Here is a 22,056-nt window from a genome sequence, read left to right on the forward strand (position 1 = left end):
TAAGTCCCCTTTTTTATATTTGTGTGTTTTACGCTTTCAGGCTTTTTACTATGGACTGCACGACTTTCGGGCCGCCGCATACGACATTGCCGGTACGCATTGACTCGTGGCCGCCGTCAAAGTCGGTAACCAGACCGCCCGCTTCTTGCACCAGCAGCATACCGGCGGCCATATCCCATGGCTTCAGGCCCTTTTCCCAGAAGCCGTCGTAACGACCGGCGGCCACATAGGCCATATCCAGTGCCGCTGAACCGCTGCGGCGAACATCGCCACACTGATCAAAGATCTGGTTAAAGCTGTTCAGGTATTGGCCGAGGTTTTCTTTGCGCTTAAAGGGGAAGGCGGTAGCCAGCACGGTGCCGCTCAGGTCACGAGGCTTAGTGCAACGTACGCGGTAGCCGTTTAATTGGGCACCGGCACCTTTAGAGGCGGTAAACAGCTCACCACGCAGCGGATCAAATACCACGGCCTGGTCTAGCTTGCCTTTATGCAGCAATGCAATAGAAACCGCGAAGTGGGGAATGCCTTTGATAAAATTAGTGGTGCCGTCTAACGGGTCAATAACCCATTTGAAGTTCTCGTCGCCATCCACTATACCACCTTCTTCGCCGATGAAGCTGTGCTCAGGATAGGACTGTTTGATTTTGTGGATAATGGTTTGTTCGGCTTCTTTATCTATGCGTGTAACGAAATCATTGTTACCTTTGGCTTCAGTCATCAGGTCGGCGCGGTTTTCATAACCACGGACAATAACGTTTCCGGCTGCGCGAGCTGCGCGCACGGCAATATTCAGCATTGCATGCATAGAGAGTCACCACCAATTTTGAAAGAACAGAGTTGTGCTGGTTTCTGTCAGGCCTAAGCGGCTTGATGGAAAAATCACCAGCGTCAAAAGCGGCGCGCAGTCTACCAGACCAACAGAAAATTGCAAAGGCTATGTTATGATGCGCGGCAGTTTTGAATGAAGAGAACCCCTGAATGCAGAATATCCGAATTGTACTGGTCAACACTTCCCATACCGGCAACATTGGCTCGACCGCCCGCGCGATGAAAACTATGGGGCTGAAGGAGCTTTATCTGGTTGACCCGGTAAAGGCGCCTGACGGCCAGGCCAGTGCATTAGCGGCAGGGGCTACCGATATTCTGGCCAACTGTACAATAGTCCCCACCTTAGAAGACGCGATTGCCGGCTGTGGCTTGGTGGTGGGCACCAGCGCGCGCTCCCGTACCTTACCCTGGCCGATGCTGGATCCCCGGGAATGCGGTGAGAAATTGGTAGTGGAGGCTGACAATTATCCGGTGGCACTGGTGTTCGGACGGGAAAACAATGGCCTGGCCAATGAAGAGCTACAGCAATGTCATTTCCATGTCTGCATTCCCGCTAATCCCGAGTACAGTTCACTGAATCTGGCGGCAGCGGTGCAAACCCTTTGCTACGAAGTGCGCATGGCGCATCTGAATCGGGAAGCACTGCCAGCCACGGAAAGTGAATACCCGCTGGTTGAAGATTTGGAACGCTTTTATACTCATCTTGAACAAACCCTGACTGACACGAATTTTATCGTCGCAAACCACCCGGGCCAGGTGATGACCAAATTGCGCAGATTGTTTAACCGGGCCCGCCCGGAAGCGCAGGAGTTGAATATTCTGCGCGGCATCCTGGCCTCGATAGATAAGAAGTAATCATCTTAATTATTGGAAGCCTGCTATGTTCGAACGTATTAAAGAGGATATCCAAAGTGTCTTTCACCGTGATCCGGCGGCCCGCACTACCTTTGAAGTACTGACGAATTATCCTGGCTTGCAGGCCATCTGGTGGCATCGTATTAGTCACACGCTATGGAAAGCAAACTGGAAATGGCTGGCCCGGACCTTATCGACACTGGCTCGCTGGTTAACCGGTGTGGAAATTCACCCCGGCGCCACTTTGGGGCGCCGCTTCTTTATCGATCATGGTATGGGCGTGGTGATAGGCGAAACCGCCGAGATTGGCGATGACGTGACGTTGTATCACGGCGTGACACTTGGGGGGACCAGTTGGCATTCGGGCAAACGCCACCCCACCTTGGAAGACGGTGTGGTAGTGGGCGCTGGCGCAAAAGTGCTGGGGCCCATCCGCATTGGCAAAGGTGCCAAGGTCGGCTCCAATTCGGTGGTGGTCAAGGATGTGCCGCCCGAGGCCACCGTGGTGGGGATCCCTGGCCGTATTGTCACGGTCAAAACAGCCGACGCCGAAAGCAGCCACAGAGATAAAATTGCCAAAAAATATGGCTTTGATGCCTATGCCGTTTCTCCCGACAATCCTGACCCGGTCGCCAATGCCATTGGCCGGATGCTGGACCATGTGCATTTGCTCGACACTAAAGTCGAAGAGCTGTGTAAAGCGGTTAATGAGGTAGGCGGCAATGTCTGCACCGATGCACTTCCCAGCATTGATCTGGACGAATTTGATGGCTTAGCTAACAGCACTGAAAGCAATGCTAAGTTGGATGACTTTGATCCTAAGATCTAGATGAATACTTGAGTGGAATGTAGGGACTTATACTTTACTAAATTAGTCAGGTATGGCATGCTTTGAACCCTGAAAAACTTAGGGTTTTGGCATGAAACTGACATCCAAAGGACGTTATGCTGTTACTGCCATGCTGGACGTAGCATTGCATTCCCAACGCGGCCCCGTGCCGCTGGCAGATATCTCTGAACGCCAGGAGATTTCCCTGTCCTATCTTGAACAGCTGTTTTCCCGTCTGCGTCGCCATAAATTGGTCTCCAGTGTGCGCGGACCTGGCGGTGGCTATAAGTTAGGCCGTGACGCGAGCAATATCTCGGTAGGTGAAGTGATCCACGCGGTAGATGAGTCGGTGGATGCGACCCGCTGCAGTGGCAAATCCGATTGCCAGGGTGGTGAACGCTGCCTGACGCACAGCCTGTGGAGTGATTTAAGCGAACGTATTGCGCTGTTTCTGGACAGTATCACCCTGGGTGAATTGATGGCCAAACATGATGTTCAGCAAGTCTCACAGCGCCAGGACAAACATAAATCTCACCCCGATCTGAAAATAACTCTGCAAGTGTAACTGTTTCCATGAGAAAGCCTGTATACCTGGATTACGCCGCCACCACCCCAGTTGATCCGCGTGTGGCGGACGTGATGATGAAGCACCTGACAATGGACGGTATCTTTGGCAACCCAGCCTCTCGTTCGCACAAATATGGTTGGCAAGCCGAAGAAGCGGTAGATGTGGCGCGTAATCAGATTGCTGAATTGGTCAACGCGGATGCCCGGGAAATTATTTTTACCTCGGGGGCTACTGAGTCAAATAACCTGGCCATCAAAGGCGTGGCACATCAGTATGGCGAAAAGGGCAGACATATAGTCACCATCACCACTGAGCATAAAGCGGTATTGGATGTGTGTGCGGAGCTGGAAGAGCAGGGATTCGAGTTAACCTACTTAAGCCCGGATAAAGACGGGCTGGTGGATGCCCATCAGTTTGCAGCCGCACTAAGGGACGACACTATTTTGGCGTCAGTGATGCACGTTAATAATGAAATTGGTGTGTGTCAGGATATTCAGGCACTTGGAGAAATCTGCCGAGAGCGCGGTATTTTGTTTCACGTTGACGCCGCCCAAAGTGCCGGCAAAGAGCCTATTGACCTGCAGAGCTTACCCGTTGATCTGATGTCATTTTCTGCCCATAAGGTATATGGGCCAAAGGGCATAGGTGCACTCTACGTAAGGCGCAAACCTAAAGTCCAATTACATGCGTTAATTCACGGTGGCGGCCATGAGCGCGGAATGCGTTCCGGGACCCTGGCTACCCATCAAATTGTCGGCATGGGGGAAGCCTTTGCCTTAGCCCGCCAGGAAATGGCCGAGGAGGGCGTTCGCCTGTTAGCGCTGCGCAAGAAACTATGGGCGGGTATCCAGGATATTCAGGGGATAGTGTTAAACGGCCATGCCACTTTGCGTGTGGCGGGTAACCTCAACATCAGCTTTGCCGATGTGGAAGGGGAAGCGCTGATGATGTCGCTAAAAGACCTGGCGGTGTCGTCCGGCTCTGCCTGCAATTCGGTAAGTGTCGAACCTTCTTATGTGCTAAAAGCACTGGGCGTGTCGGATGCGCTGGCGCACAGTGCCATTCGCTTATCCCTGGGACGTTTTACCAGTGATGAGGACGTGGACTTTGCTATCACGCATATCCGCGAGAGTCTGCATGCCCTGCGTAGTATGAATTTTGGATGGTAGCCTGCGAAATGCAGGCCTAATGCTGTTCCGCCAGCGCGCGGATCTTGGCTACAATCGCCCTTAAGCCGTTGCCGCGGGTAGGCGAGATATGACGCTCCAGATCCAGTGAATGAAAATATCCATCAATATCAAAGGCCAGAATTTGGGCGGCGCTTTTGTCCTGATAGGCGGCCATCACCAGCGCCAGCAAGCCATTAACAATAATGGCGTCGCTGGCCACCTCAAAATGCAGTTGTTCACCCTGGCTCTGGCTTTTCAGCCATACACTGCTCTGACAACCCCGCACCAGACGCTCCTCGGTTTTATCCGTCTCTGACATGGCGGGCAGCGCCTTACCCAAGTCGATAATATACTGGTAACGCTGTTCCCAATCGTCAAAAAACGCCAGATCGTCAATGATTTCCTCGGTTGTCGGTAAGCTCATACTGATAATGCTGTCCTGTTTGTATTTTCCAATTGACCGGATTAGAAAAACAAGCCTGCTTCAAGCAGCGCTTCTTCACTCATTCTTTCCCGTGACCAGGGCGGATCGAAGACTAAGTCTACCTTAACCTGTTCAACGTTCGGTACCATAGCGACCCGATACTCTACATCGCCAACCAAAACCGGGCCCATTCCACAACCTGGTGCAGTCAGGGTCATTTGGATGGTGACAGTTTTACTGCTTTGCTCAATGGCAACCTGGTAAATCAAACCCAGTGATACCAGGTTAATCGGAATTTCGGGATCGAAGATAGTTTCCAGCGCTTGCCAAACCTGAGCCTCAATGATCTGATCATCTTTTGGCGGCTCAAATTCCAGCACCTGAGGTTTACGCCCTAACGCGTCGGCATCGGTGCCATCTATGCGCAGCATGTTGCCTTGCCAGGTGACGGTGTAATTGCCGCCGAGATCCTGGGTGAGGTTAACAAATTCACCTTCCGGAATAACCTGGATCTGCCCGGACGGTACACGTCTGGCTTTACAGTCACGCTGGGTGACAACCATTCTCTGCATCAGACTGCCTCTCAGCTAACGCTGAAGCTCTCACCGCAGCCGCATTCATTGACTACGTTGGGATTGTTGTACTTGATCATACCGTTGATGCCTTCCCTGACGTAGTCGATCTCGGTGTTACGCAGTAGATCTGCCGCATCTGCAGCTACCGCCACAGTCAGCTTGTCACTGGCTTCTATCAGCAGGTCGTCTGCTTTGGCACTGTCTACTAAATCCAGCACATAAGCATAACCTGTGCAGCCACTGACTTTAGTGGACAAGCGCACCAGTTTACCTGGCTGATTCGCCAGGCTGGCTTCAAAATGTTTGACTGCAGCGTCAGTGAGACTGATCACTGTCGTACTGGGTACAAAGGTCTCAACCGTCATAACACACTCCTAGGCCAGCATGGACTGAGCTTTTTTCAACGCGGTAAAGAGTGCGTTGACTTCGTCCAGGCTGTTATAGATTGAAAACGACGCCCTGGCGGTACCAGGCACCCCTAAACGGCGCATCAAAGGCTGAGCACAATGATCGCCGGTACGAATCGCAATACCCTGTCTGTCCAAGATAAAACCCACATCAGCAGGGTGGCTGCCATCCAATATAAAGCTAAGCACGCCAACCTTGTTTTTGGCGTTACCGATAATTGTCAGACCGTTAAAAGCTTCAGCCTGTTCAGTGGCGGCTTGGATCAAAGCATATTCGTGGGCTTGAACGGCATTGAGATCCAGCTGCATAAACCAGGTAATAGCGGCGGCCATACCAATGGCACCAGCAATATTGGGTGTGCCGGCTTCTAAACGGTTGGGTAAGCTGCCCCAGGTCGAGCACTCGTAAGTGACCTTGGCAATCATCTCACCACCGGTCTGCCACACCGGCCAGTTTTCTAACAGCGCCTCGCGCCCCCACAAAACCCCTATACCAGTAGGACCAAAAAGCTTGTGACCGGAAAAAGCATAAAAATCACAGCCAATATCCTGCACGTCTACCTGTCCGTGCGCTATACCCTGAGCGCCGTCGATCAAGACAAGCGCACCCACGGCTTTCGCCATGGCGGTCAAATCCTTGATGGGATTGACTGTGCCTAAGGCATTGGACACATGGGGTAGGGAAACAAAACGGGTTTGCTGGTTAAGCAGTCTGGCAAAAGCCTCTACATCCAACTCGCCATTGTCGTGTATAGGAGCAATATGCAGCTCAGCGCCGCTACGCAGACAGGCTTGTTGCCAGGTGACCAGATTGGCGTGGTGTTCCATTTCGGTGACCAGCACTTGATCCCCAGCCTTAAGACGCTGGGCCATACCGTTGGCGACAATATTGATGGCCTCAGTCGTGCCGCTAGTCCAGATGACTTCCTGACGACTTGCTGCGTGGATGAAGTGCGCAACTGTGTCTCTGGCTTGTTCATAACGACGGGTGGCTTCATCGGCCAGTGCATGGGCACCGCGGTGCACATTAGCGTTACATTCAGTGTAGTAACTTACCAGCGCATCGATCACCGCCTGGGGCTTTTGCGTGGTGGCGGCGTTGTCCAGATAAACCAGTGGCTTACCGTCAACCTGACGGGACAGAATAGGGAATTGTGCGCGCAGCGCAGCAAGATCCAGACTCACTTGACCTCCATCTGGCTGAACTTATGCCGGAGTTTGTCATGCAACCAGTTCGCCAGCGGCGCATTCGGGATTTCGTTGATCAGCTCCTGGATAAAACCAAAGTTAAGCATGATCAATGCCTGAGAGCGTGAGATACCGCGCGACAACAGGTAATACAGAGCCTTTTCTTCAATTTCAGCAACCGTGGCGCCATGAGCACATTTTACGTCGTCGGCGTAAATTTCCAGCTCAGGCTTAGTATTGATCTGGCCACGGCGGGACAGCAGCAGGTTACGGTTATTCAGCTCTGCCAGGGTCTTTTGTGCATGACGATGAATATGGATGCGTCCGTTAAATACGGCTTTAGCGCGGTCTCCGACAATGCCGCGGGCATTTTCTTCTGTGGTACCGTTTGGCACCGCATGCTCAATACAGCTATGCAGATCGAAGGTCTCGCCAGTACCTAACAGGTAAATGGCATTGAATTTTGCCTTGGCGTGTTCACCAGCGTGTTCGATATCCACGTCCAGTCGGGATAAATCGCTGCCAAAAGCCACCAAAGTGCTGCTGAGCTGAGCCTTCTCTAAAAGGCGGAAATGGTTACCGCCCACTTGCAAGGCTTTGCCGGTGTGCAGCGCCAGACGATAATGTTCAAGATGCGCTTGGGCGCCAATCTGGTATTCCGCAAAGTAGGTATGCAGGCAGGGATCTTGTCCTTCACCTTGCTCAATCACACAAAGCCTGGCTTGCTCACCCAAGCGAACGACAACCCGCACGTGAGACTCTTTACCCTGACTGGATAGATTGATAATACGTACCGGTAGTGTGATATCAGCGCCGGGCGCCACATTAATAATCAGCCCTTGCTCGGCCAGCACATCATTAACCAGACCAAACAAATGATGGGCGGGTTTTATTTGGGCAAAAAGTGCAGTTGCGGAATGCTCTTCGGTGTTGAGCGTGGTCAGCGCTTGAATGGTCAGGCCCTCAGGCAAAGACAGGGTGTTCAACTGCTGTTGCAATACGCCGTCGATAAACACCAGATCCAGGCTATCCAGCCCGGCGATCTTTGTGGGGCTGGCAGGTGCGGCTGACTCTGTAGACAGCTCAAGCTGTTCAACGGGCGTCACCGAGGTATAGCGCCAGGCTTCCGATTTACGGGTCGGCCAGCGCTGCTGTTTCAAGGCGGTTAATGCTTGTAAGCGTGGGCCGGTGAGGTTGGCCTGCTCGCCACGGGCAATTACTTGCTCAAGCCATTGGCTCATGCGTCTGCCTCCTGGGCTTTACCACCCAGCCAGGCGTAGCCTTCTTTCTCAACTTCAAGGGCAAGGGAGGCATCACCACTTTTAACAATTTTGCCGTCGGCCAGAATATGCACAAAATCGGGCTTGATGTAGTCAAGCAAACGCTGATAGTGAGTGACGACAATAAAGCTGCGCTCTGGGCTGCGCTGACTGTTTACGCCATCGGCAACCACCTGCAGGGCGTCGATATCCAAGCCTGAATCTGATTCATCCAGGATGCACAACTTGGGCTCCAGCAAAATCATTTGCATAATTTCATTACGCTTTTTCTCACCGCCGGAAAAACCTTCATTGACGCCGCGCTTCAAAAAATCCAGCGGCAGATGCACTTGCTTACAGGCTTCCTTGGCTTTTTTCAAAAATTCGGCGGCGCTCAGTGGTTCTTCACCACGGGCCTCACGCATGGCGTTAACCGACTCTTTCATAAATTCCATATTGCTGACGCCGGGAATTTCTACCGGGTATTGGAAGGCTAAAAACAAGCCTTCGCGAGCGCGCTCTTCGGTTTCCAGTTCAAGTAAATCTTTACCGCCCAGCTCAACTTGTCCATCTATAACTTCATAACCGTCACGCCCGGATAACACATAGCCCAGGGTACTTTTACCCGCACCATTGGGGCCCATAATGGCGTGAACTTCACCGGGTTTAATCTCCAGGCTCAGGCCTTTGAGAATGGTTTTGTCTTCCACCTTGGCGTGCAGGTTATGAATCTTTAGCATGAAATACCCCAATAATACGTTTGTCGTAGCCATTGCTCTCAGGCTGGCTGCTGGCCGATTCCGGCCTGATGGCGCCAAGCGCCGGATTAAACTTAATTCGGTTTAGCCTACCGAGCCTTCGAGGCTTATCTCCAGCAATTTGCCGGCTTCCACGGCAAACTCCATCGGTAATTCTTTAAATACTTCTTTACAGAAACCGTTCACTATCATCGACACCGCCTTCTCGGCATTCAGGCCACGTTGCTGACATAAAAACAGTTGTTCGTCGCTGACCTTGGACGTGGTCGCCTCATGCTCAACAATAGCGCTTGGATTACGGCTTTCGATATAAGGGAAGGTGTGTGCACCACATTGATCGCCGATCAATAGCGAATCACATTGAGTAAAGTTACGTGCGCCATCGGCATTCGGGCCCATTTGCACCAGACCACGATAAGCATTGTTGGCGTCGCCGGCACTGATGCCCTTGGAGATGATAGTGGACTTAGTGTTTTTACCCAGATGAATCATCTTAGTGCCAGTGTCTGCCTGCTGTTTACCACGCGCCAGTGCTACTGAGTAAAATTCACCGACACTGTTGTCACCTTTGAGGATACAGCTTGGGTATTTCCAAGTGATGGCCGAACCGGTTTCCACCTGGGTCCAACTGATATGGGCATTGGTATGGCAGATACCACGCTTGGTGACAAAGTTGTAGATCCCGCCTTTGCCGTTTTCATCCCCTGGGTACCAGTTTTGGACCGTAGAATATTTAATCTTGGCATTGTCCAGTGCGACCAACTCAACCACCGCCGCATGCAATTGGTTTTCATCACGCTGCGGTGCAGTACAACCTTCCAGATAGCTTACATAGCTGCCTTCATCGGCAATGATTAAGGTGCGCTCGAACTGACCGGTATTTTGTTCGTTGATACGAAAATAGGTAGACAGCTCCATGGGGCTGCGCACACCTTTGGGAATGTAAACAAAGGACCCGTCGGTGAACACGGCGCTATTTAGTGCGGCGAAGTAATTGTCAGAGCGGGGAACTACTGTACCCAGGTACTTTTTCACTAAATCTGGGAAGCGATGCACAGCTTCGGAGATAGGACAGAATATTACTCCGGCCTCTTCGAGCTTTTCTCTGAATGTGGTGACAACGGATACTGAGTCGAATACCGCGTCTACCGCTACACCGGCCAGCATTTGTTGCTCATATAAGGGAATACCAAGCTTTTCATATGTGCGCAGCAATTCTGGATCAACTTCATCCAGCGACTTTGGCTTGTCTTTCATGCTCTTGGGCGCGGAGTAGTAGGATATCGCCTGATAATCTATTTTGGCATAGTGCAGATGTGCCCACTCAGGCTCTTCCATTTTCTGCCAGGATTCGAAAGCCTTGAGCCGCCATTCAAGCAGCCACTGGGGCTCGTTCTTCATGGCGGAAATCTTACGGATTACCTCTTCGTCCAGGCCGGCTGCGAAGGTTTCTGACTCAATATCAGAGACAAAACCCGCCTCATATTTACGCGAAAGCGCCTGTTCGATTTGTTCACTCATAGGATCTGGTCTCTATCATCGGTTTTGGCCTGTGACGTCGTTAATTAACGCAATCTGACCTTGGTGGCGAGGAAAGCGTCCACGCCTTACTACTAGTTAAGCCTGCCGTACCGGTATTTTATAGAATTGTCAGGCAATTGGCCTGTTATGATTGTGCCCAGGCACGAAACAAATAAGAGCTCACTACAGGGCGGATTCTATATTACCTGAGCATTTTACTCAAGTATTAACTCGGCCAAAACCGCCCTGTATGAACAGGGCGCGCACTATACCATCATGTCATTGATATTGGTAAGTCGAATAGAACCTCAGTGAGAGCCCGGTGCTTCCAGGCATTCATACTGCAGCGGGGTTGCTGCGGGTTGGTTGCAAGCGGCCAGCAAAAACGCTTTGTCCTTTTCGGCAAAGATTGCTTGTAACTTTCCTTGTGATAAGCGCTTCATGGCTTTGTCCCATTGATTGGCCAAACCACGACCTTTCTCGTTATTTTTAAAGGCTGGGTAGATCTTGATGATGGCAAAGGGCGTGATTTGCAGCTCGTCTCGCATAGCCGGATACTCATTCAGATACGTATTGATTTCCCCTATGTCATCCAACACATAGCGGACACGCTTTCCGTGCAGGAGCTTAAGTGCGGTATCGAGATCTGAGGCCTCGTAAAATGTCATTTGCCATTTGGCCAGATACTTTTCAAATCCGTAATCACTAATCCAGGAAACGGTCTGCTGCGACAGACTTGATGAACCCGCCCATGGGGTATCCTTGAGGTGAATTGCTGCAACCAAATCAGCATCATGGGCATGATGTGGGTACAGCGCCCAGGATTCTTCCTGCTCATAGGAACCCAGCCACAAATCTGCCTTACCTGTCGAGACTAAATGCTTTGAACGCGCATAACTGGTGTAGATATATCGGATATGCTTATCAGGATAAACTTGGCTAAGCAGCAACTGATATATGCCATTCTCTTGGCCATTGACAAAGTGAGGTGACCAAAGCGCCGTCGCCACCACAATACTATCTGCGGGTTTCGCCCAGCTCATCTGGCAATAGAACGCTAATATCAGGTACTTTAAGATCTTGCAGACAGACATCTGTTCACGTCGCAGAGGACTATTCGTCAATAGTAGCCAAACTTACTTAGCTGTAAAAATATCTTTCAATTTGACACCGTTAATTTAGCTTTTGATAAGAATTCATCGTGGTGAATAGTCAAGCGCTATAAATTTGCATATAATCCGCCCTCAAAAATTTTAACCCCTTTATTTGGAGACTTTTACATGGCTCTGGAACGTACTTTTTCCATTATTAAGCCTGATGCCGTTGCGAAAAACGTAATTGGCGCTATCTACAACCGTTTCGAGTCTGCTGGCCTGCGCATTGTTGCTTCTAAAATGCTGCACATGAGCAAAGAGCAAGCGGAAGGTTTCTACGCAGAACACAAAGAGCGTCCTTTCTTCGGCGCTTTGGTTGCTTTCATGACTTCTGGTCCTGTTATGGTTCAGGTTCTGGAAGGTGAAGATGCTGTTCGCAAGAACCGCGAAATCATGGGGGCAACTAACCCTGCTGATGCACTGGCCGGTACCTTGCGTGCAGACTATGCTGTATCTATCGATGAGAACGCAGTTCACGGTTCTGATGCGCCTGAATCGGCAGCGCGTGAAATTGCTTATTTCTTCGCTGACGAAGAAATTTGTCCTCGTACGCGTTAATTCGTTGACGAGTGGAAAAAGGGAGCTGCGGCTCCCTTTTTTGCCAGTAGCGGTTGGTTTTCAATCGCGCCTGAAAAATGTACAATTCCGCCCCTTGAAGAGGTGATCATTCATGGCCCAAGCTAAAATCAATCTGTTGGATCTTAACCGTCAGGGATTGCGTGACTTTTTTGCCAGTATAGGTGAGAAGCCGTTCCGTGCCGATCAGGTCATGAAATGGATCTACCAGGCGGGCGTTGATGATTTTGAGCAGATGACCAACCTTAACAAGGTGCTGCGGGCCAAGTTGATGGAAAGTTGCGTTATCGAGGCGCCGGTCATTTCCCGTCAGCAGAATGCCTCTGACGGTACTATTAAGTTTGCGTTGCTGTTACAAGGTGGCCAGGAAGTTGAGGCGGTATGGATCCCGGAGACCGATCGAGCGACCCTTTGTGTTTCATCTCAGGTAGGTTGTGCGCTGGAATGTACATTTTGTTCAACGGCTCAACAGGGCTTTAACCGCAATTTGTCGGTGGGCGAGATTATTGGCCAGGTGTGGCGGGTTGCTAAAACCATTGGGTTGTCCAAGGATACATCAAAGCGCCCTATTACCAACGTTGTAATGATGGGCATGGGCGAGCCGCTGTTGAACCTCAAAAACGTGGTACCAGCCATGGACATCATGCTGGACGATTTTGGTTTTGGCTTGTCCAAGCGCAGGGTCACACTCAGTACTTCCGGTGTGGTGCCAGCCTTAGATATGCTGGGCGACCAGATTGATGTGGCATTGGCCATCTCTTTACATGCACCTACTGATGAACTGCGCGATGAGATTGTACCGGTCAATAAAAAGTATCCTATTGAAGAGCTGCTGGCTGGTGTGCGTCGTTATCTGACTAAATCTAATGCCAACCAGGGGCGGGTGACCATTGAATATGTCATGCTCAACGGTATTAATGACAGCACGGACCAGGCTCACCAACTAGCAAAAGTGCTGAAAGACACGCCCAGCAAGATTAACCTGATTCCCTTTAATCCCTATCCTGGCTCACCTTACACCTGTTCCAGTAATTCTCGTATTGACCGTTTCTCTAAGGTACTGATGGAATATGGTTTTACCGTCGTGGTGCGTAAGACTCGCGGCGATGATATTGATGCCGCCTGTGGCCAATTAGTAGGCGATGTGGTTGACCGAACCAAACGAATGTTAAAAAAACAGATGAAGGGTGAGCCAATTTCAGTAAAAATGGCCTGATTCACCTAAATATTGGGGTTCTGATGCGCAAGTTATTCTTTTGTTTATTGTTCCTGCTGACTGCCTGCGCTAGCCAAACTCAGGTTAATGGGCGTGTGACGGATACGGATTTTAATGCAGAAGATGCAGCCAGAACGCGTATTTCATTGGGTTTGACCTACCTTAAAAACGGCAACTATACCCAGGCTAAATTTAATCTGGATAAAGCCTTGGAGTATGCGCCGAGTATGGCGGATGCTCATTACAGCCTTGCTTACTACTATCAGCTAGTCGAAGAGAATAAACACGCGGAAGACGCATACAAGCAAGCGATGCGCCTGGGTAAGAACAACCCTGACATCGTGAATAGTTACGGTGCCTTTCTTTGCCAGCAAGGCCGTTACAACGATGCCAAACAGTACTTCCAGCAAGCTTTAGATAACCAAACTTATATTCGCAGTGCAGAGACTTATGAAAATATGGCCTTGTGCGCTCAGAATCAGCATCATCTGGATGACGCCCGCCAGTATCTGCAGGCGGCCCTTAATCATCAGCCATCAAGAGGTAAGAGTTTGTTGTTGTTGACCGAAGTGTTGGTGCAACAACAAAATTGGGCCGAGGCGAAAGCCAGTCTGACTAAGTTAGAACGCCTTGGACGTGTGTCTCCCGAAATGCTTTTACTTGGCTACAAAATTGAAGCAGGCCAAGGAAATCTGCAAAGTGCGCAGGGATACGGTAATATGCTCAAAGAGCTGTATCCTCAGCATTCGGCCACGACCCAATATCAGCAACTTGTATCGACACCTGTGGCTCCCCAGAGACCAGCTTCTAAGCCTGTTTTGGCAGAGTCGGAGCCTGAGCCGAAGGTCGTCACTAAGGACGTTGAAGTCAGTGAGAATGTTGACGTCGCCGAAGATGTGCAGCCCCAATATCATATAGTGGCTGAAGGTGAAAACCTGTATCGGATATCACTCAAGTACAATATAAAAATGAAAACACTGATGGAATGGAACCAAATGCAGGATCCATCGTCCATTTATGTTGGGATGAAACTTCTGGTCGCTCAGCCATAGCACGCAGAGCGAACATTTTTAGCAAGCAGGTATCAGCAGTATTATGACAGATGAACAGGTAGCCGAGCAGACACAAGCCATGGGACCGGGACAAATGCTCAGGGAAGCACGTGTTGCTAAAGGCCTGACGGTTGAAGATGTGGCAAACAGGCTTAACCTGAAATCCAGTAATGTCCAGGATCTGGAAGCCGAGAAGTTTGATGAACGCATCTCTGTTACCTTTATCCGCGGATACTATAAAAACTACGCTAAATTACTCGATGTTCCACAAGCTGACGTACAGCAAGCCTTTGATGCTCTGAATGCTGCACAGAAGGAACCCGCCAAGTTACAGAGTTTTTCCCGCAAGGTCGCCAAACAAGCCAGTGATGATCGGCTGATGATGGTGTCTTACGTTATTCTGGCCATTATTCTTGCTTTGGTTGTGATTTGGTGGCTTCAGCAAAGCAACACCAGCGCCACAGAGACTGTACCGGCAAGCTCAACTTTTACTTCTGCTCCGCAAACCAAAGCGTCCGAGCAATCCGAGCAACCTGTTCAGCCAGATATGCCTGTAGAAGAACAGCAAGTGGTTGAGCAACCCTCATTAGATGTGGTGAGGTCTGAAGATACATCAGCCGTTGAGCCCCAATTGGTTGACGATACGACAGCTCTGGCTGCCGAGGCTAGCTTGCCAGAGTTGATTGGTGAGCTACCTGCCCAGGTTGAGTTAGTGTTTCAGTTCAGTGCGGATTGCTGGGTGAATATTATGGATGCAACCGGCGAAGCCATTGCTTTTGGCGTTAAAAAGGCCGGACGCACTATGCCGGTAAGCGGCGTTCCTCCTTTTGAGATTACGCTGGGCGCACCCGATGTCGTACAAATCCAATATGACGGCGAAGCTGTGGATATGACAGGTTTCCCTAAAGGACGTACAGCAAAATTTAATTTGCCGCTTAACTAATTCGTTTTCCTAGACCTTTATTGGACTCCCATTACCATGTTTGCTGAATCGCCTATTATTCGTCGCAAATCCACCCGTATTTATGTAGGGAATGTACCCATCGGAGACGGAGCGCCTATTGCGGTGCAGTCTATGACCAATACGCCGACCACTGATGTAGAGGCAACAGTGGCACAAATTAAGCGTATTCAGGCCGTTGGGGGGGAAATTGTGCGGGTTTCTATTCCTACTATGGATGCTGCGGAAGCCTTTAAACATATTCGCGCTCAGGTGGATATTCCTCTCGTTGCAGATATTCATTTTGACTATCGCATTGCCCTGAAGGTAGCCGAGTATGGGGTGGATTGTCTGCGCATAAACCCTGGCAATATCGGCAATGAGGAACGTATCCGCTCGGTGGTGGATTGTGCTCGCGATAAGAACATCCCTATTCGCATAGGTGTAAATGGTGGCTCACTGGAAAAGGATTTGCAGGAGAAATATGGTGAACCAACCCCTGAGGCGTTGGTGGAATCAGCGATGCGCCATGTGGATATACTCGACAGACTCAACTTTGACCAGTTTAAAGTCAGTGTCAAAGCCTCGGATGTTTTCCTGGCTGTCGGGGCCTACCGGTTGCTGGCGCAGAAGATTGATCAGCCACTGCACCTGGGCATTACCGAGGCGGGTGGGCAGCGGGCCGGCGCAGTAAAAAGTTCGGTAGGGTTAGGTATGCTGCTGGCAGAGGGGATCGGCGATACCATTCGCATATCGCTAGCCGCGGATCCTGTTGAAGAAATCAAGGTTGGTTTTGATATTCTTAAGTCTCTGCGCATACGTTCTCGCGGTATTAATTTTATCGCCTGTCCAAGTTGTTCCCGTCAGGAGTTTGATGTCATCGGCACGGTCAATGCTCTTGAGCAGCGCCTGGAAGACATCTTGACGCCAATGGATGTGTCTATTATTGGCTGCGTCGTTAATGGACCAGGGGAAGCTGAAGTGTCTGATTTGGGCCTGACTGGAGCACGCAATATGAGTGGTTATTATCTTGACGGCGTGCGTCAGAAAGAACGCTTGGCTAATGATGATCTTGTTGAACAGCTGGAAAAGCGTATTCGTGCTAAAGCTGCGGTGCTTGACGAGAAGAACCGCATTGACGTGAAAAATGCCTGACCTTTAGCCAACAAGCCCCTATAATCGCGGCTTTTATTTTTAACCAGCGTTTAATTCAGAAACGCCGAAACGAATTGAGACATTGCACAGGTGAGTAAGCAAATCCAGGCCATTCGCGGAATGAACGATTGCCTTCCGGAACAATCCGGTCTTTGGCAGTGGGTAGAACAGACTATTCGTGAAGTCGTAAAAAGTTACGGTTATCAGGAAATCCGCACTCCAATTGTCGAGAGCACCGAGCTGTTTAAGCGCTCTATCGGTGAAGTGACCGATATCGTTGAAAAAGAAATGTATACCTTTGAGGATCGTAATGGCGACAGTCTGACCTTGCGTCCAGAAGGGACGGCTAGCTGTGTGCGTGCCGGTAACGAGCATGGCTTGCTATACAATCAACAGCAGCGCCTATGGTACATGGGGCCAATGTTCCGCCATGAACGACCGCAAAAAGGCCGCTATCGCCAGTTCCATCAGTTTGGGGTGGAAACCTTCGGTTTGCCCGGACCAGATATAGATGTTGAAGTGATCTTGATGACTGCCAGGTTATGGCAAAAATTTGGTATGGCCGACAAAGTCAGTCTGGAAATCAACTCTTTGGGGTCCAGTGAAGCGCGCGCCAACTACCGTGATGCTTTGGTCGCATTTTTGTCTCAACATGCAGAACAACTGGATGAAGACAGTAAACGTCGCATGACAACTAACCCGCTTCGGGTACTGGATAGTAAAAATCCGGAAGTGCAGGTTCTGTTGAAGGATGCTCCAGACCTACTGGACTATCTGGATGAGGAGTCCAAACAACATTTTGAGCTGTTATGTGAACGTTTAACTCAGGCGGGTATCCAATACCGGGTTAATTCGCGCCTGGTTCGAGGACTGGATTACTACAACCGCACCGTTTTTGAATGGGTAACCGACGCCTTGGGGGCCCAAGGTACAGTGTGTGCCGGTGGCCGTTATGACGGTTTGGTCGAGCAACTGGGTGGCAAAGGTACGCCAGCAGTTGGGTTTGCCATGGGCCTGGAACGCCTGGTGCTGTTGCTGGAATCTCTGCAACTGGTGCAGTTGCCACCTGAAGTCCATGTGTATTTGAGTTTGCTGGGCGAAAAAGCCGAAGCCTTTGGTTTGACATTAGCCGAGTCACTGCGTGATGCCGTGCCAGGAATTAAGCTGCAGACCCATTGCGGTGGCGGCAACTTGAAAAAGCAAATGAAGCGCGCGGATAAAAGCGGGGCAGGTATTGCCCTTGTTATTGGCGAGCAAGAAGTTGATGCGGGTGTGGCGGGGGTAAAGTACCTGCGCGAGGACAAACCGCAATTACAGGTCAGTATTGAGCAGTTGCCGTCGCTGTTGAGCGATGAGCTGAAGCAGAATCATTAATAGGGGAATGGGATGGAAATCTACACTACCGAAGAACAACAAGTTGAAGCCATCAAAAAATTCTGGAAAGACAACGGTACCGCCATCATTCTGGGGGCGGTGATTGGATTAGGTGGTCTGTGGGGCTGGCGTTATTACAATGAGCAACGCATTGCTGGCATGGATCAGGCTTCTGGCCAATATCAGCAGGTGATGCAGGGATTGGAAAGCGATGACCAGGGGTTCAGTAAAGCGCTGGACTATGTGAATACCCATTCCGACAATAACTATGCGTTGTTAACAGCCATGCAGCTGGCTAATAAAGCAGTTACTCGTGATGATCTAAGTGAAGCTGCCAAGCAACTGAAGTTTGCCGCGGAAAAATCCAGTGTGCCGGCTATTACTGCCATCGCCAATCTGCGTTTGGCCCGTGTGCATGTGCAGTTAGAACAATATCCTGAAGCTCTGGCTGTGCTGGATGCTATCGGCGCTGATAACTATCAGGGGCAAGTGCAGGAATTGCGTGGCGATGTGTTCGTCAAGCAAGGTAATCTGGATAAGGCTCGGGCAGCCTACAGTGCTGCAATGGAAATCCATAGTGGCAACAATTTGATAAAAATGAAGTTGGATAATTTGCCAGCTGTTGCCAGCGTATAAGGAGTGCTGCAGTGATAAAGCCAATCAGGGCGCTGTGCCTACTGTCAGTGCTGGGCCTGTCAGGGTGTTCTATTCTGCCACAGTGGATGGATCCGACGACGTGGTTTGCTGATGAGGAAGAGCTGAAGATCAAAGAGCTTAAACCCATCAATGCGCAATTTGTGCCGGTAACCTTGTGGGAAGAAGAAGTCGGTGATGGTGTCGGCAGCCACTTTTCCCGATTAAAGCCTGCCGTTGCCTATGACAAGGTTTTTGCCGCAGATCGTCATGGTGAAGTCGTTGCCTTTGACAAGACAACAGGTAAGCAGGTCTGGCAGCGTAACTTCGCACAGTTTGATGATAGCGACTGGTATTCAGGTGTTTCGCGCATTTGGCAATCGGGCGAATCCGCCCGTATTGCAGGTGGCATGGCCGCTTCATATGAGAAAGTTTTCTTTGGTACCGAGAATGGTGATGTTGTGGCACTTGATGCCAATACTGGCGAAACCAAATGGCACACTAAGGTAAAAGGTGAAGTGCTGGCTAAACCTGCTGTATCTGAAGGTCTGGTCGTAGTGAATACCGGTGCCGGGATTATGTTTGCTTTGGACGCAGAAAGCGGTGAGCAGAAGTGGTTGTATGAGTCAGAGGTACCGCCTTTGTCCTTGCGCGGTATTTCAGCCCCAACGGTAGCTTCTGGTGGTGCCATGGTAGGAACGGCATCGGGTAAGCTTGCTGTTGTGATTATGGAAAATGGTCAGGTTGCCTGGGAGCAGGCTGTAACCGCGCCAACCGGTGCCACCGAACTCGACCGTATGGTGGATATCGATGTTGAGCCCCTTATTCTGGGCGGCGTAATTTATGTGGTGTCATTCGACGGTACCCTGGCGGCAGTTGAGCTGCGCAGTGGCCGAGTGATTTGGAAACGTGAATATCGCTCTTATCGCCGTGTGACTATGGATGCCAATAATCTGTATGTGGTCGATGCCGATAGCGTTGTTTACGGATTAGACCGCCGCAATGGCGTTGAGTTATGGAGCCAAACCAGCTTGCGTGGTCGTCAGTTAACCGCCGCAGAACCTGTTGGAGATTACCTGGTAGTGGGTGATAAGTTTGGTTATTTACACTGGCTCAGCCAAACTGGGGGCGAGTTGGTTGCTCGTTTGGAAGTCGGCAATAATGATGAAGACGAAGCTATTTTTGCCGCGCCGGTAGTGGAAGGTAAGGTACTTTACACCTTAACCCGAGATGGTCAGTTAAGGGCTATTCAAACCCCCTGATCCAAGTGGATTGAAAGCTGATAGAATAGCGGCCCATCCAGGGCCGCTTTTTTATGTCCAGGGATGGACGGTATGTCGCGGTCGCATGGATGTGCAGGAGCGACGATGTCCAGGGATGGACGGTATGTCGCGGTCACATGGATGTGCAGGAGCGACGATGTCCAGGGGAGGCTGTGCAGATAGTGCTCCTGCGTGATCTGCATTTGCATCATATTTCGCTCATTCGATTAAGTGTGTTGCCGTATTTCCTTTGGTGACGGGTTAATCGAATGGGAATTTGAAAACAATCGTTAGGCCGTGCCAGCAATTTTGTGTTGATACGGTAAACTTTAAGCCAAGTGCCACCCTGTAGGTGGTCGGCAAGTAGGAATTTATATGCTACCAGTTGTTGCTCTGGTGGGACGGCCCAATGTGGGCAAGTCTACCTTGTTTAACCGTTTGACCCGCAGCCGGGACGCCTTGGTGGCGGATTTCCCTGGCTTAACCCGTGATCGAAAGTATGGTCAGGCCAAATATGAAGGGCTGCAATTTATTGTGGTGGATACCGGCGGTATCAGCGGCGATGAAAACGGTATTGATGCCGAGATGGCACAACAATCACTGTTAGCTATCGAGGAAGCCGATGTGGTGTTGTTTCTACTCGACGCCAGGGCCGGGCTGACAGTTGCCGATGAGGCCATTGCCCATCATTTGCGTATGCAAAATAAACCCGTGCATCTGGTGGCCAACAAGGTTGACGGTATCGACGGTGACAGCGAAGTGGCTGAGTTTTACCGCCTGGCGCTGGGTGAGGTTCATCAGATTGCGGCGGCTCATGGGCGTGGTATCGGCATGTTGCTGGACACTCTTGTTCAGCCGTTGTCCGAGCAGTTCCCCGATATGCTGATACCCGAAGCGGACCCCGAGCAGGAAGAGCAGGACGCTGAAGCACAGTTGGAAAAGCTGCTAAATCTGCCAATTAAACTGGCCATAGTGGGGAAACCCAATGTGGGTAAGTCGACCCTGACTAACCGCATTTTGGGCGAAGAGCGGGTGGTGGTGTTTGACCAGCCTGGTACCACCAGAGACAGTATTTTTATCCCTATGCAGCGAGACGGGCGCGAATATGTGCTTATTGATACGGCTGGGGTACGCAGACGTAAGAAAGTCTCGGATATGGTGGAGAAGTTCTCCATCGTAAAGACCTTGCAGGCCATCGAAGAAGCTAACGTGGTATTGGTGGTAGTAGATGCCCGTGAAGGCATTACCGACCAGGACTTAAGCCTGCTTGGCTTTGTGCTGAATTCTGGTCGTTCACTGGTGTTGGCGGTAAATAAGTGGGACGGTCTGGATACCTCAGTTAAAGATGAGATAAAACGCGAGCTGGACAGAAGGCTGGGCTTTATTGATTTTGCCCGCCTGCATTTTATTTCTGCTCGCCATGGTACTGGGGTGGGTAACCTGTTCGAATCTGTTCAGGAGGCCTATGAGTCGGCCACCCGCCGTATTAATACCTCCATGCTGACCCGCATTATGGAAATGGCCCAGGAAGATCACCTGCCGCCTTTGGTGCGTGGTCGTCGGGTGAAAATGAAATATGCCCATGCGGGTGGTTACAACCCACCGGTTATTGTTATACACGGTAACCAGGTGCAGGATTTGCCCGACTCCTACAAACGTTTCCTGATGAATTATTTCAGAAAGTCGCTGAAGGTTATGGGTACACCCATCCGAATTGAGTTCCGTGAAGGGGCCAACCCCTTTGAAGGCAAGAAAAATCAGCTCACCTTGGCGCAGCAGCGTAAACGTAAGCGTTTGATGTCTTTCCACAAGAAAAAGTAGGTGTTTGAAATGCGTTGGATGCTGGTCATGTTGAGCTTACTGTGCAGCCAGTTTACGCTGGCTGAAGAGTATAGCTTGTACTTACTCAGACATGCCGAAAAGCACTCCGCACAAGGCAAGGACCCTGGCTTATCTGAGCCGGGGCTGCAGCGAGCAAAGGCCTTGGGGCAGCTACTGGCCAATGTGCCGCTTAGGCATATTTACAGCACTGACTATCAGCGTACCAAGCAAACTGTTGCCCCACTTGCCGAGGTTCGTCATTTGACGGTGGAATTGTATGCCCCTGACGAGTTAGCGGCACTGGCTGCTAAGCTTACTGCGCAGGGAAAGGATGCGCTGGTGGTGGGACACAGCAATACCACCCCACTATTGCTAAAGCTGCTTGGTGCGGGCGATATGCAGATGGATGAGTCCAATTATGGCGATCTGTACCAGCTCAATATTAAAGGCGATAACGTCAGGCTTATCCCTTTACGTATTCCGGCGCTTTAG

Annotated in this window: 23 protein-coding genes; 14 read left to right on the top strand and 9 right to left on the bottom strand. The window is 50.6% G+C overall.

Annotated elements, in window-relative coordinates:
* Nucleotides 1-28: 28 nt before the first annotated feature.
* Entirely contained in the window at nt 29-805 is a 777-nt protein-coding gene (gene suhB, locus J0A65_RS02830; protein ID WP_206592612.1) for an inositol-1-monophosphatase, read from the bottom strand.
* A gap of 173 nt (nt 806-978) precedes the next feature.
* Here suhB and trmJ point away from each other — a divergent pair, with 173 nt between their 5' ends.
* The 4 genes from trmJ (at nt 979) to J0A65_RS02850 (ending at nt 4,249) form a co-directional block, all read left to right on the top strand.
* Nucleotides 979-1,683, top strand: coding sequence for a tRNA (cytosine(32)/uridine(32)-2'-O)-methyltransferase TrmJ (gene trmJ / locus J0A65_RS02835; protein WP_206592613.1), 705 nt, complete (start codon nt 979-981; stop codon nt 1,681-1,683).
* 25 nt (nt 1,684-1,708) lie between these two features.
* Complete coding sequence (cysE, locus tag J0A65_RS02840) at nt 1,709-2,512, top strand: serine O-acetyltransferase (RefSeq protein ID WP_206592614.1); 804 nt, start codon at nt 1,709-1,711, stop codon at nt 2,510-2,512.
* A 91-nt stretch (nt 2,513-2,603) separates the two neighbouring features.
* Nucleotides 2,604-3,077, top strand: a complete 474-nt coding sequence (iscR, locus tag J0A65_RS02845) for a Fe-S cluster assembly transcriptional regulator IscR (RefSeq protein ID WP_206592615.1) — start codon at nt 2,604-2,606, stop codon at nt 3,075-3,077.
* A gap of 8 nt (nt 3,078-3,085) precedes the next feature.
* Nucleotides 3,086-4,249, top strand: coding sequence for an IscS subfamily cysteine desulfurase (locus J0A65_RS02850; protein ID WP_206592616.1), 1,164 nt, complete (start codon nt 3,086-3,088; stop codon nt 4,247-4,249).
* Between the two features lie 16 nt (nt 4,250-4,265).
* On the opposite strand, the gene J0A65_RS02855 is transcribed toward J0A65_RS02850, so the two are convergent.
* The 8 genes from J0A65_RS02855 to J0A65_RS02890 all read right to left on the bottom strand — a co-directional run bounded on the left by J0A65_RS02855 (nt 4,266) and on the right by J0A65_RS02890 (nt 11,475).
* Nucleotides 4,266-4,673 (bottom strand): SufE family protein, encoded by a 408-nt coding sequence (locus J0A65_RS02855; protein ID WP_206592617.1) that lies wholly within the window; start codon nt 4,671-4,673, stop codon nt 4,266-4,268.
* 41 nt (nt 4,674-4,714) lie between these two features.
* Complete coding sequence (sufT, locus tag J0A65_RS02860) at nt 4,715-5,248, bottom strand: putative Fe-S cluster assembly protein SufT (RefSeq protein ID WP_206592913.1); 534 nt, start codon at nt 5,246-5,248, stop codon at nt 4,715-4,717.
* An 8-nt stretch (nt 5,249-5,256) separates the two neighbouring features.
* Complete coding sequence (locus J0A65_RS02865) at nt 5,257-5,613, bottom strand: HesB/IscA family protein (protein ID WP_206592618.1); 357 nt, start codon at nt 5,611-5,613, stop codon at nt 5,257-5,259.
* A gap of 9 nt (nt 5,614-5,622) precedes the next feature.
* Entirely contained in the window at nt 5,623-6,840 is a 1,218-nt protein-coding gene (locus J0A65_RS02870; protein ID WP_206592619.1) for an aminotransferase class V-fold PLP-dependent enzyme, read from the bottom strand.
* Entirely contained in the window at nt 6,837-8,084 is a 1,248-nt protein-coding gene (sufD, locus tag J0A65_RS02875) for a Fe-S cluster assembly protein SufD (protein WP_206592620.1), read from the bottom strand. The genes J0A65_RS02870 and sufD overlap by 4 nt, the downstream gene beginning before the upstream one ends.
* Nucleotides 8,081-8,842, bottom strand: a complete 762-nt coding sequence (gene sufC / locus J0A65_RS02880; RefSeq protein ID WP_206592621.1) for a Fe-S cluster assembly ATPase SufC — start codon at nt 8,840-8,842, stop codon at nt 8,081-8,083. Before sufC ends, sufD begins: the two co-directional genes overlap by 4 nt.
* A gap of 102 nt (nt 8,843-8,944) precedes the next feature.
* Nucleotides 8,945-10,381 carry a Fe-S cluster assembly protein SufB gene (gene sufB / locus J0A65_RS02885; protein ID WP_206592622.1) on the bottom strand — a complete coding sequence of 479 codons (1,437 nt, stop codon included), beginning with the start codon at nt 10,379-10,381 and terminating at the stop codon, nt 8,945-8,947.
* Between the two features lie 308 nt (nt 10,382-10,689).
* Nucleotides 10,690-11,475 (bottom strand): hypothetical protein, encoded by a 786-nt coding sequence (locus J0A65_RS02890; RefSeq protein WP_206592623.1) that lies wholly within the window; start codon nt 11,473-11,475, stop codon nt 10,690-10,692.
* 186 nt (nt 11,476-11,661) lie between these two features.
* Between J0A65_RS02890 and ndk the strand changes: the two genes are divergently transcribed.
* From ndk to J0A65_RS02940, 10 genes are all read left to right on the top strand, one after another.
* Complete coding sequence (gene ndk, locus J0A65_RS02895; RefSeq protein WP_206592624.1) at nt 11,662-12,093, top strand: nucleoside-diphosphate kinase; 432 nt, start codon at nt 11,662-11,664, stop codon at nt 12,091-12,093.
* Between the two features lie 112 nt (nt 12,094-12,205).
* A complete protein-coding gene (gene rlmN / locus J0A65_RS02900) occupies nt 12,206-13,327 on the top strand; it encodes a dual-specificity RNA methyltransferase RlmN (RefSeq protein WP_206592625.1) in 1,122 nt (373 codons plus the stop codon).
* Between the two features lie 23 nt (nt 13,328-13,350).
* Nucleotides 13,351-14,379, top strand: a complete 1,029-nt coding sequence (gene pilW, locus J0A65_RS02905) for a type IV pilus biogenesis/stability protein PilW (RefSeq protein ID WP_206592626.1) — start codon at nt 13,351-13,353, stop codon at nt 14,377-14,379.
* 43 nt (nt 14,380-14,422) lie between these two features.
* Entirely contained in the window at nt 14,423-15,322 is a 900-nt protein-coding gene (locus J0A65_RS02910; RefSeq protein ID WP_206592627.1) for a RodZ domain-containing protein, read from the top strand.
* Between the two features lie 36 nt (nt 15,323-15,358).
* A complete protein-coding gene (gene ispG, locus J0A65_RS02915) occupies nt 15,359-16,474 on the top strand; it encodes a flavodoxin-dependent (E)-4-hydroxy-3-methylbut-2-enyl-diphosphate synthase (protein WP_206592628.1) in 1,116 nt (371 codons plus the stop codon).
* A gap of 90 nt (nt 16,475-16,564) precedes the next feature.
* Complete coding sequence (hisS, locus tag J0A65_RS02920) at nt 16,565-17,848, top strand: histidine--tRNA ligase (protein WP_206592629.1); 1,284 nt, start codon at nt 16,565-16,567, stop codon at nt 17,846-17,848.
* Nucleotides 17,849-17,860: 12 nt separating this feature from the next.
* On the top strand, nt 17,861-18,484 hold the full coding sequence (locus J0A65_RS02925) for a YfgM family protein (RefSeq protein ID WP_206592630.1): 624 nt from the start codon (nt 17,861-17,863) through the stop codon (nt 18,482-18,484).
* 11 nt (nt 18,485-18,495) lie between these two features.
* Nucleotides 18,496-19,743, top strand: coding sequence for an outer membrane protein assembly factor BamB (gene bamB, locus J0A65_RS02930; protein WP_206592631.1), 1,248 nt, complete (start codon nt 18,496-18,498; stop codon nt 19,741-19,743).
* Between the two features lie 375 nt (nt 19,744-20,118).
* The gene (der, locus tag J0A65_RS02935; protein ID WP_206592632.1) at nt 20,119-21,564 is read left to right on the top strand and encodes a ribosome biogenesis GTPase Der; all 1,446 of its coding nucleotides are present in this window, start codon (nt 20,119-20,121) and stop codon (nt 21,562-21,564) included.
* A 9-nt stretch (nt 21,565-21,573) separates the two neighbouring features.
* Nucleotides 21,574-22,056: a histidine phosphatase family protein gene (locus J0A65_RS02940; RefSeq protein ID WP_206592633.1), complete on the top strand. Its 483-nt coding sequence runs from the start codon at nt 21,574-21,576 to the stop codon at nt 22,054-22,056.

The organism is Bowmanella yangjiangensis (assembly GCF_017255015.1).
Lineage (GTDB): Bacteria > Pseudomonadota > Gammaproteobacteria > Enterobacterales > Alteromonadaceae > Bowmanella > Bowmanella yangjiangensis.

What these genes read in the sequence shown, in the direction of transcription:
- J0A65_RS02925 (WP_206592630.1), top strand. Translation starts at nt 17,861, where the DNA reads ATGGAAATCTACACTACCGAAGAACAACAAGTTGAAGCCATCAAAAAA.
- ispG (WP_206592628.1), top strand. Translation starts at nt 15,359, where the DNA reads ATGTTTGCTGAATCGCCTATTATTCGTCGCAAATCCACCCGTATTTAT.
- iscR (WP_206592615.1), top strand. Translation starts at nt 2,604, where the DNA reads ATGAAACTGACATCCAAAGGACGTTATGCTGTTACTGCCATGCTGGAC.
- sufB (WP_206592622.1), bottom strand. Translation starts at nt 10,381, where the DNA reads ATGAGTGAACAAATCGAACAGGCGCTTTCGCGTAAATATGAGGCGGGT.
- cysE (WP_206592614.1), top strand. Translation starts at nt 1,709, where the DNA reads ATGTTCGAACGTATTAAAGAGGATATCCAAAGTGTCTTTCACCGTGAT.
- J0A65_RS02910 (WP_206592627.1), top strand. Translation starts at nt 14,423, where the DNA reads ATGACAGATGAACAGGTAGCCGAGCAGACACAAGCCATGGGACCGGGA.
- rlmN (WP_206592625.1), top strand. Translation starts at nt 12,206, where the DNA reads ATGGCCCAAGCTAAAATCAATCTGTTGGATCTTAACCGTCAGGGATTG.
- sufD (WP_206592620.1), bottom strand. Translation starts at nt 8,084, where the DNA reads ATGAGCCAATGGCTTGAGCAAGTAATTGCCCGTGGCGAGCAGGCCAAC.
- sufC (WP_206592621.1), bottom strand. Translation starts at nt 8,842, where the DNA reads ATGCTAAAGATTCATAACCTGCACGCCAAGGTGGAAGACAAAACCATT.
- J0A65_RS02890 (WP_206592623.1), bottom strand. Translation starts at nt 11,475, where the DNA reads ATGTCTGTCTGCAAGATCTTAAAGTACCTGATATTAGCGTTCTATTGC.
- pilW (WP_206592626.1), top strand. Translation starts at nt 13,351, where the DNA reads ATGCGCAAGTTATTCTTTTGTTTATTGTTCCTGCTGACTGCCTGCGCT.
- ndk (WP_206592624.1), top strand. Translation starts at nt 11,662, where the DNA reads ATGGCTCTGGAACGTACTTTTTCCATTATTAAGCCTGATGCCGTTGCG.
- trmJ (WP_206592613.1), top strand. Translation starts at nt 979, where the DNA reads ATGCAGAATATCCGAATTGTACTGGTCAACACTTCCCATACCGGCAAC.
- J0A65_RS02865 (WP_206592618.1), bottom strand. Translation starts at nt 5,613, where the DNA reads ATGACGGTTGAGACCTTTGTACCCAGTACGACAGTGATCAGTCTCACT.
- J0A65_RS02855 (WP_206592617.1), bottom strand. Translation starts at nt 4,673, where the DNA reads ATGAGCTTACCGACAACCGAGGAAATCATTGACGATCTGGCGTTTTTT.
- der (WP_206592632.1), top strand. Translation starts at nt 20,119, where the DNA reads ATGCTACCAGTTGTTGCTCTGGTGGGACGGCCCAATGTGGGCAAGTCT.
- J0A65_RS02940 (WP_206592633.1), top strand. Translation starts at nt 21,574, where the DNA reads ATGCGTTGGATGCTGGTCATGTTGAGCTTACTGTGCAGCCAGTTTACG.
- J0A65_RS02850 (WP_206592616.1), top strand. Translation starts at nt 3,086, where the DNA reads ATGAGAAAGCCTGTATACCTGGATTACGCCGCCACCACCCCAGTTGAT.
- suhB (WP_206592612.1), bottom strand. Translation starts at nt 805, where the DNA reads ATGCATGCAATGCTGAATATTGCCGTGCGCGCAGCTCGCGCAGCCGGA.